The 7,092-nt window shown below is 28.8% G+C and carries 8 protein-coding genes and 1 rRNA gene; 4 read left to right on the top strand and 5 right to left on the bottom strand.

Features of this window, described 5'->3' with window-relative positions:
- Positions 1–38: 38 nt before the first annotated feature.
- Positions 39–154 (top strand): 5S ribosomal RNA (gene rrf, locus CRV03_RS09215).
- 144 nt (positions 155–298) lie between these two features.
- Here rrf and CRV03_RS09210 read toward each other — a convergent pair.
- The 3 genes from CRV03_RS09210 to CRV03_RS09200 form a co-directional block, all read right to left on the bottom strand.
- Entirely contained in the window at positions 299–610 is a 312-nt protein-coding gene (locus tag CRV03_RS09210; RefSeq protein WP_129084845.1) for a hypothetical protein, read from the bottom strand.
- A gap of 100 nt (positions 611–710) precedes the next feature.
- Positions 711–1,223, bottom strand: coding sequence for a peptidylprolyl isomerase (locus tag CRV03_RS09205; protein WP_129084844.1), 513 nt, complete (start codon positions 1,221–1,223; stop codon positions 711–713).
- A gap of 18 nt (positions 1,224–1,241) precedes the next feature.
- Positions 1,242–3,116, bottom strand: a complete 1,875-nt coding sequence (locus CRV03_RS09200; protein WP_129084843.1) for a penicillin-binding protein 2 — start codon at positions 3,114–3,116, stop codon at positions 1,242–1,244.
- A gap of 28 nt (positions 3,117–3,144) precedes the next feature.
- On the opposite strand from CRV03_RS09200, the gene CRV03_RS09195 reads away from it, so the two are divergent.
- Complete coding sequence (locus tag CRV03_RS09195; protein WP_129084842.1) at positions 3,145–4,365, top strand: FtsW/RodA/SpoVE family cell cycle protein; 1,221 nt, start codon at positions 3,145–3,147, stop codon at positions 4,363–4,365.
- Positions 4,365–5,390: an undecaprenyldiphospho-muramoylpentapeptide beta-N-acetylglucosaminyltransferase gene (gene murG, locus CRV03_RS09190; protein WP_129084841.1), complete on the top strand. Its 1,026-nt coding sequence runs from the start codon at positions 4,365–4,367 to the stop codon at positions 5,388–5,390. Before CRV03_RS09195 ends, murG begins: the two co-directional genes overlap by 1 nt.
- On the opposite strand, the gene CRV03_RS09185 is transcribed toward murG, so the two are convergent.
- Together CRV03_RS09185 and CRV03_RS09180 are read right to left on the bottom strand one after the other, a co-directional pair.
- Complete coding sequence (locus CRV03_RS09185; RefSeq protein ID WP_129084840.1) at positions 5,376–6,143, bottom strand: undecaprenyl-diphosphate phosphatase; 768 nt, start codon at positions 6,141–6,143, stop codon at positions 5,376–5,378. The genes murG and CRV03_RS09185 overlap by 15 nt on opposite strands.
- Positions 6,143–6,796, bottom strand: a complete 654-nt coding sequence (locus CRV03_RS09180) for an MqnA/MqnD/SBP family protein (RefSeq protein WP_129084839.1) — start codon at positions 6,794–6,796, stop codon at positions 6,143–6,145. The genes CRV03_RS09185 and CRV03_RS09180 overlap by 1 nt, the downstream gene beginning before the upstream one ends.
- A 70-nt stretch (positions 6,797–6,866) precedes the next feature.
- Between CRV03_RS09180 and CRV03_RS09175 the strand changes: the two genes are divergently transcribed.
- Entirely contained in the window at positions 6,867–7,088 is a 222-nt protein-coding gene (locus CRV03_RS09175) for a MoaD/ThiS family protein (RefSeq protein ID WP_129084838.1), read from the top strand.
- The last annotated feature ends 4 nt before the right edge of the window (positions 7,089–7,092 follow it).

Here is a 7,092-nt window from a genome sequence, read left to right as displayed (position 1 = left end):
ACAGAGCATACTTATAAAGTATGTTTGATACTCATATTGCTGGTGGTTTTAGCGAAGTGGTAATACCCAGCTCCATTCCGAACCTGGAAGTCAAGCACTTCTGCGCTGATAATACTGCAGGGCCCCCTTGTGGAAACGTAGGTCGCTGCCAGCTCTTGAGTATTGTTTCTCAAAAAGATTTTATCTTTTTAAGGCACAGTTTTTTACAGAAGCTTCATTCTATTCAACATTGTGGTTGAACTGAGTGAAGCTTTTTTTTTAGCCCATACTTTTGGGGCTTCGCTTCTTTATTGATTTATTATTTAACATATTCTATTATTTTTTTACCGCATACTTTTTTTCGTTCATTTATTTTAAATAAGCTTGTATTTTTTTCATCTTTTATATAAATATTAAACTTCATATTTTTCATAGTAAAGAATCTACAATTATTGTTTTCATATATGAATATCATTTTTCCATTGCATTTTTTAATAAACTCTTCTTTCGTATTAAACTTTGTTAATCCAATCACTTTTTCAATATTGGTTTTAGCAATACAGTAATCATTAGTATTTGCTATTAATACATTAGGTAGTAGTATCAGTATAAGAATAAACTTTATTAGCATAACTGCACTTTATTTGGATTTATATAGGTATTATACGAAGATTTAATTGAAGAGTTATTAGGATAGAGATACTAGAGAGATATTTCTCTCTAGTATTGTATTAATCTTTTTTTTCTAAGATTTTAATTGAGTTTATTTTGTCACCTTGTCTAATTGAATCAAGAACTTCAAAACTATCTTCATCACCTTCTTCGATTTCACCAAAAACTGTGTGTTGATTATCTAGGTGAGGCTGAGATTCAAAACAAATAAAGAATTGACTACCACCAGTATTTGGACCAGCGTGAGCCATAGATAAGCTACCTTTATTATGTACTTGCTTTTCAGCATCTGTTTCACATTCTATTGCCCAATCAGGACCACCCATTCCAGAACCTTCTGGACATCCACCTTGTGCCATGAAACCTGGAATAACTCTGTGGAAGTTTAAATCATCATAGAATCCATCATTTGCTAATGTTGCAAAGTTAGAAACAGTATTCGGAGTTTCATTATTAAAAAGTTTAATAAAGATGGTTCCTTTTTCAGTATCTATTTTTGCATATTGAAATTTTGCTAACTCTTCAGCTGAGTAATTATATTCTTTTAGTTCTTTTCTACCAAGACCAAACATATTTATCCTTTTATTAATTTAATTTTTTGAAATTATATCTTTTTTTGGTGTAAGATAGTTTAACTTTACTAAGTTATTTATTGTTTCTTTGAAAACAGGTACAGCTGACCATGCTGCATAATGATAGTACCAGTATTTACCCCTTGAAATTGGGTCTACTACTGTTACACCTATTGTATATGAACTTTCTCCATCATTAACAAAACCAAAGAATGAAGAAATATATTTTCTAACATACTTTCCACCTTCTGCTACTTGAGCAGTTCCAGTCTTTCCACCGATTTCTAATCCATCAATTTGTGCTGCTCTACCAGTTCCTTTTTGAACTGTTTTAATTAGAAGTCTTTTTATTTCATCAGCAGTTGATTTTTTAATAATTCTTTCACCCTCTAATACATCTTTCTTAAACTTTTCATTATCTAGTTCTATATGTGAAACAATTCTTGGAGTAACAGTTTTCCCTCCATTATTAAAAACTGAGTAAGCTTTCATAATTTGCATAAATGTTGATGTCATACCTTGTCCATAAGATACTGTTGCTTTAAATACATTATCTTCTTTTTCTTTATCATTTGCAGCAAATTGCCAAACTTTTGGCATAACACCTTTCTTTTCATATGGTAAATCAATACCTGTTTTTCTTGTAAAACCAAACCTTTTCATTCCTTCAAAAAACTCTGGACCAGTAAGTCTTTGTGCAAGTTGTAAGGTTCCAATATTTGAAGAGAAAATAAAGATATCATCAAGTGTTAAATAGTGTTTTTTAAATCTATGGTCATCTTTAATAAAAAATCTATCTAATTTATATCTAGCTTTTGGATATTCTCCTTTTTTATTTGGTTTTCCTTTTGTATTGTATGCAAAGAAAAGTTCATTGTCTTTTACTCTTCCTTTGTCCATTACTAATGCAATCGAAACTGGTTTTATAACTGAACCTGGTTCGTATTGATATTCTATGGCATTAACATTTAGTGATGGAATATCTTTTTGGTAAATTCTTTCAGGGTTAAATCTATTTGATGAAGCTAGTGAAAGAATTTTTCCTGTTTTACTATCCATAATTGAAACAATGATCTCTTCTGCACCTAATTTCTCTTTATATCTATCTAATATTGATTCATTGTTTTTTTGTAGTTTAAGTGGAATATTTAAAACTAAATTTGCTCCATCAATTCTTTTTTTGATAGTTGAGTCTTTGTTAAATGAAATATATGATAATACATCTCTATTTCCACTAAGTACTCCATCTTTACTACTATTTAAAAGGTCATTAAACTTTTTTTCTAAACCTTTAATTCCTTTTACTTTTGTTTTTCCATTTTCAGATTCATATTTTCTAATATAACCTACAACAGGAGTTAAAGTATCTTCATATGAGTAAACTCTTTTTTCGCCACTTTCTACAATACTTAGTCCTCTAAGGATTCTTCCTCCATCTACTTTTCTTGCTTTAAAAACTCCTAGTTTTCTAAGCTTAAAACCTAATTCTTTTAAATTTTTTGCAGTTCTTGAGTCAATATTATATGAAAGTACTAAGTATCCAGGTTTGAGAAAAGACTCATTAATCTTTTCTTCTATCTTTTCATAGGGAATATTACTATAAATAGAAAATAGCTTTATAAATAGTTCTTTTTTATTTTTATCTAAATATCTAGAGTCAATTGAAGCTTTGTAAATTTTTTTAGAGCTAGTGATTTTAAAGTTATCAGCACTGATTATTTCACCTCTAACTGAAAGCTCTTTTTTTGAACTTTCTAAACTAGGTAAATCTCTTTCATTGTTAACTGTAAAGTATACAGATGTAATTAGAATAATAATTAAAAAAAGTATGAAAAAAAACAGAATTACAATTTTCTTAATTTTGTTATCATTATCGTTAAGTTTTGAAGACATATTTATCCATAATATAATATAATAGCGAATGCATTCTAACAAAAATCAAATTAAAAATAATAGAGTTTATCAAGCTGATTATGTACTATTTCTACTTGTATCTTCACTTATTATAATAAGTATTATATTCTCTTACTCCCTAAGTGTCTATACAGTGCAGTATTATGAGTATAATCAATTTCACTTTTTCTTAAGACAGCTATTTGTTGGAATTGTTTCAATTCTTTTGATGTGGGGGTTTTCATTAATAGATCCCGATAAAGTTGTCAATAGATTAGGAATGTTTTTATTTATTTTATTTTTTATACTTATGGCAGTAATGCCATTTCTTCCTTCTTCTTTAGTAACTGCTTCAGGTGGAGCTAATAGATGGATTAGGTTACCTGGATTTTCATTGTCCCCTGTAGAGTTTTTTAAAATAGGTTTTATCTATTTTCTTTCATGGTCATTTCATAGAAGATTAATTGAGATACCCAAAAAAATCACACTAAAAGAAGAGTTTATTTTACTTTTACCTTATTTTTTTAGTTTTATTATTATTGTATTTATAATTGCTTTTTTACAAAAGGATTTAGGACAAGTTGTTTTACTAGGTGGAATTTTATTTATTCTTTTAATATTTGCAAATAGATCTTACAAAGTTTTTGTTACTTTAGGTTTAGTAGGAGTTTTAGCTCTTGTTGGATTAATTTTAGCAGCACCACATAGAATTCAAAGAATTTTTTCTTGGTGGGCAATGGTACAAGATGGAATTCTAATGGTTTTACCATCGTGGGCAGATAAGTATTTAAGAATTGAAGACTTACCTGAACCATATCAAGTTTCACACTCACTAAATGCAATGAATAATGGTGGGTTTTTTGGACAAGGTTTAGGCTTAGGTGATATAAAACTTGGGTTTTTATCCGAAGTGCATACAGACTTTGTTTTAGCAGGAATGACAGAAGAGATAGGGTTTATTGGTTTAGTACTTATTAGTATAATTATGTTTTTAATTGTTCTTAGAATTTTTAAAATAAGTGGAAGAGTTGAAAATAAGATTTATCACCTGTTTACTATTGGTATAGCTTTAATGATTATAATTGCATTCTTAATTAATTCATATGGAATCTCAGGAATGATTCCTATTAAAGGTATTGCAGTTCCACTTTTATCTTATGGTGGTTCTTCAATGCTATCTATGGCAATAGCAATAGGTATGGTATTGTCTATAAGTAAATCAGTTGATATGAGAAAAAAGGTTAAATAATGAAGAAAACTGTTGTAGTTACTGGTGGAGGAACTGGTGGACATTTAAAAGTTGCCGATGCTTTTATTGAAGAGTTTCATAAAAGAGGATATAAAGTTATATTTATAGGTTCTGCAAATGGACAAGACCCTAGTTGGTTTGAAGATGATAAAAGATTAAAAAAAGCAATATTTTTAGATACAAGGGGAGTTGTAAATAAAAACTTCTTAGGAAAAATACAATCTTTAATGCAAATTGTTTCTCAAGTAAGTAAATGTAGAACTATTTTTCAAAAGTTTAAAGTATCTACAGTAGTTAGTGTTGGTGGTTTTTCTGCTGCACCTGCAACATTAGCAGCTATTACAACAGTTGATTGTTATTTATTTATACATGAACAAAACTCAGTTATGGGTAAACTAAATGAAAAAACAGCTAGATTTGCTTCAGAAGTTTACTCATCATTTTTAGTTGATTCACCAATTAAGGACTATCCAGTTAGTGAAGAGTTTTTTGATAATGCAAGAATAAGGGATGAGTTAAAAACAGTAATCTTTCTAGGTGGTTCTCAAGGGGCTAAAGCAATAAATGATTTTGCCCTTAGTGTTGCAAAGGATTTAAAGAAGTTAAATCTAAATATTATTCATCAAACTGGAAAGAATGATTTTGAAAGAGTAAGTAAAGAGTATAAAAAACTAGGCTTAGAAGTTGATGTTTTTGCCTTTAGTGATGATTTAGCTTCAAAAATGGGTGAAGCAGATTTTGCAGTAAGTCGTTCAGGAGCTTCAACTTTATGGGAGTTATGTGCAAACTCTTTACCTACACTTTTTGTCCCTTTCCCTTATGCTGCAAAAGACCATCAATATACAAATGCTAAGTTTTTAGAGAACAAAGGCTTATGTTATGTATTAAGAGAAAATGAACTAAGCTCTGAAAAGTTTATGAATATTTTGAAAAAAGATAATTATAGTATAAGTAAAAAACTTGTTGACTCTATAAAGTATAATGCTATAGAGTCAATTGTTGATGATATGTTAGGCAAAGCTTAACAGTAAAATACCAAAGACTATTCTATATATTCCAAAGGCAACAAAAGTAAAGTTCTCTAGGAATTTTAAGAATAGTTTTATTGCAATAAATGCAATAACAAAAGATACAACAAAACCTATTGCAAGGTTGATTAGATTTCCAGCCATGAATAATTCTTCATGGTGTTTTACTACATCATAGCCTGTAGTTGCACACATAACAGGAAAAGCAAGTAAAAAAGAGAACTCTGCACTTGCTTTTCTATTTAATCCCACAAGCATAGCTCCAATGATACTTGACCCAGCCCTTGATGTTCCAGGAATAAGTGCAAAAATTTGAGCAAGACCTATATATAATGATTGTTTAAAACTAATATCTTCTACATCAGAGGTTGTATGTTGTGATTCATCATAAAACTTTTCTACTATTAAGAAAACAATTCCTCCAATAATAAACATCCAAGCAACTATTTCAATTGAGAACATTGCTTTTACTTGGTCTGAGAAGATAAAACCAATTATTGCAATAGGTAAAAAGGCAATAAAAACTTTAGTCCAAAGATTAATATGTGAAAAAGTAAACTTTGAAGGATAGTTTAGTACAACTGCTAAGATAGCAGCAAATTGAATGATTACTTCATAAGCTTTATTTACGCTTGTTTGATCTATTCCTAGAAACTCACTTGCAACTATTAAATGTCCTGTTGAAGAAATTGGTAAAAACTCTGTTATTCCTTCAATAACTCCTAAAATAAATGAATCATATATTGTCATTATAAACTCTTTGTCAATTGTAAAAATTTTTTTATGGCTCTTTTCTCTTTTATTCCAATATCATAATCTATTCTTTTTAGATACTCTAATATTGCTTCTTTTGAAATGCCACTTCTTTTTGAATAGTTTTCTAATATATATTGAGGAATATATATTTTTCTTTTGTTAAATCTTCTTGTAACTTTTTTTAAGTATCTTTCATTTTTGTTAAAACATAAAGTTGCAAAAACAAAAGGTAGATTATATTTATCTTGCCAAGCAAGTGCTAAGTCAATAAAGTTTTTATCTTTACTATCATGAAAATATTTTAAGGCTTTATCTCCAATTAAAACTTTTCCCTTTAGGTCTAAAACTTTAGCAAGGGCATTAGAAGTTTCACTTTGATAATCCTCTTTCTCTTCTCCTGGAATTAAAATAACAGATTGAACATCAGCTCTTGCAATAATTCCAAAGTCTAATCTTTTTTCTCCCCTAGAAGCAATAGATGAAATAAAAGCAGAATCTACTTTTCTTTTTTTAAACTTTTTATTTATAACTGAAGGGTAAGATTTTTTATACTCTATGATAGCTTTAACTTGATTGGATTTAATATTTTTCTTTATAAATACATGAAACGGTAGTAAATTAATAAAATCTATTTTAGCAAATAACATTGATTTAGGTCATCCTAACTTAAATTAAATTTGATATAATACATGAAATTTAGTAAATAAGGGGTTAAATATGGTTAAAGTAGAATTTCTTGGCCCAATCAATAAAGAAGCATTAGATGTTGAAATTTCTAATTTAAATGAATTAGGTGCATTATTAAAAGAAGACCAAGATGTTTCTAAATGGTTAGAGACATGTGCAGTTGCTGTAAATGATACATTAGTTGCATCAAAAGATGTAGCATTAAGTGATGGAGATAAAGTTTCATTATTACCTCCTGTATGTGGTGGATAATTAG

This window comes from Arcobacter sp. F155, from assembly GCF_004116455.1.
Lineage (GTDB): Bacteria > Campylobacterota > Campylobacteria > Campylobacterales > Arcobacteraceae > Halarcobacter.
Note: the sequence above shows the minus strand (reverse complement) of the source record. Positions and strands in the feature narration are given on the sequence as shown.

Excerpts from the sequence above, each read along its gene's own strand:
- CRV03_RS09210 (WP_129084845.1), bottom strand. The coding sequence starts at position 610 with ATGCTAATAAAGTTTATTCTTATACTGATACTACTACCTAATGTATTA.
- CRV03_RS09205 (WP_129084844.1), bottom strand. The coding sequence starts at position 1,223 with ATGTTTGGTCTTGGTAGAAAAGAACTAAAAGAATATAATTACTCAGCT.
- CRV03_RS09200 (WP_129084843.1), bottom strand. The coding sequence starts at position 3,116 with ATGTCTTCAAAACTTAACGATAATGATAACAAAATTAAGAAAATTGTA.
- CRV03_RS09195 (WP_129084842.1), top strand. The coding sequence starts at position 3,145 with ATGCATTCTAACAAAAATCAAATTAAAAATAATAGAGTTTATCAAGCT.
- murG (WP_129084841.1), top strand. The coding sequence starts at position 4,365 with ATGAAGAAAACTGTTGTAGTTACTGGTGGAGGAACTGGTGGACATTTA.
- CRV03_RS09185 (WP_129084840.1), bottom strand. The coding sequence starts at position 6,143 with ATGACAATATATGATTCATTTATTTTAGGAGTTATTGAAGGAATAACA.
- CRV03_RS09180 (WP_129084839.1), bottom strand. The coding sequence starts at position 6,796 with ATGTTATTTGCTAAAATAGATTTTATTAATTTACTACCGTTTCATGTA.
- CRV03_RS09175 (WP_129084838.1), top strand. The coding sequence starts at position 6,867 with ATGGTTAAAGTAGAATTTCTTGGCCCAATCAATAAAGAAGCATTAGAT.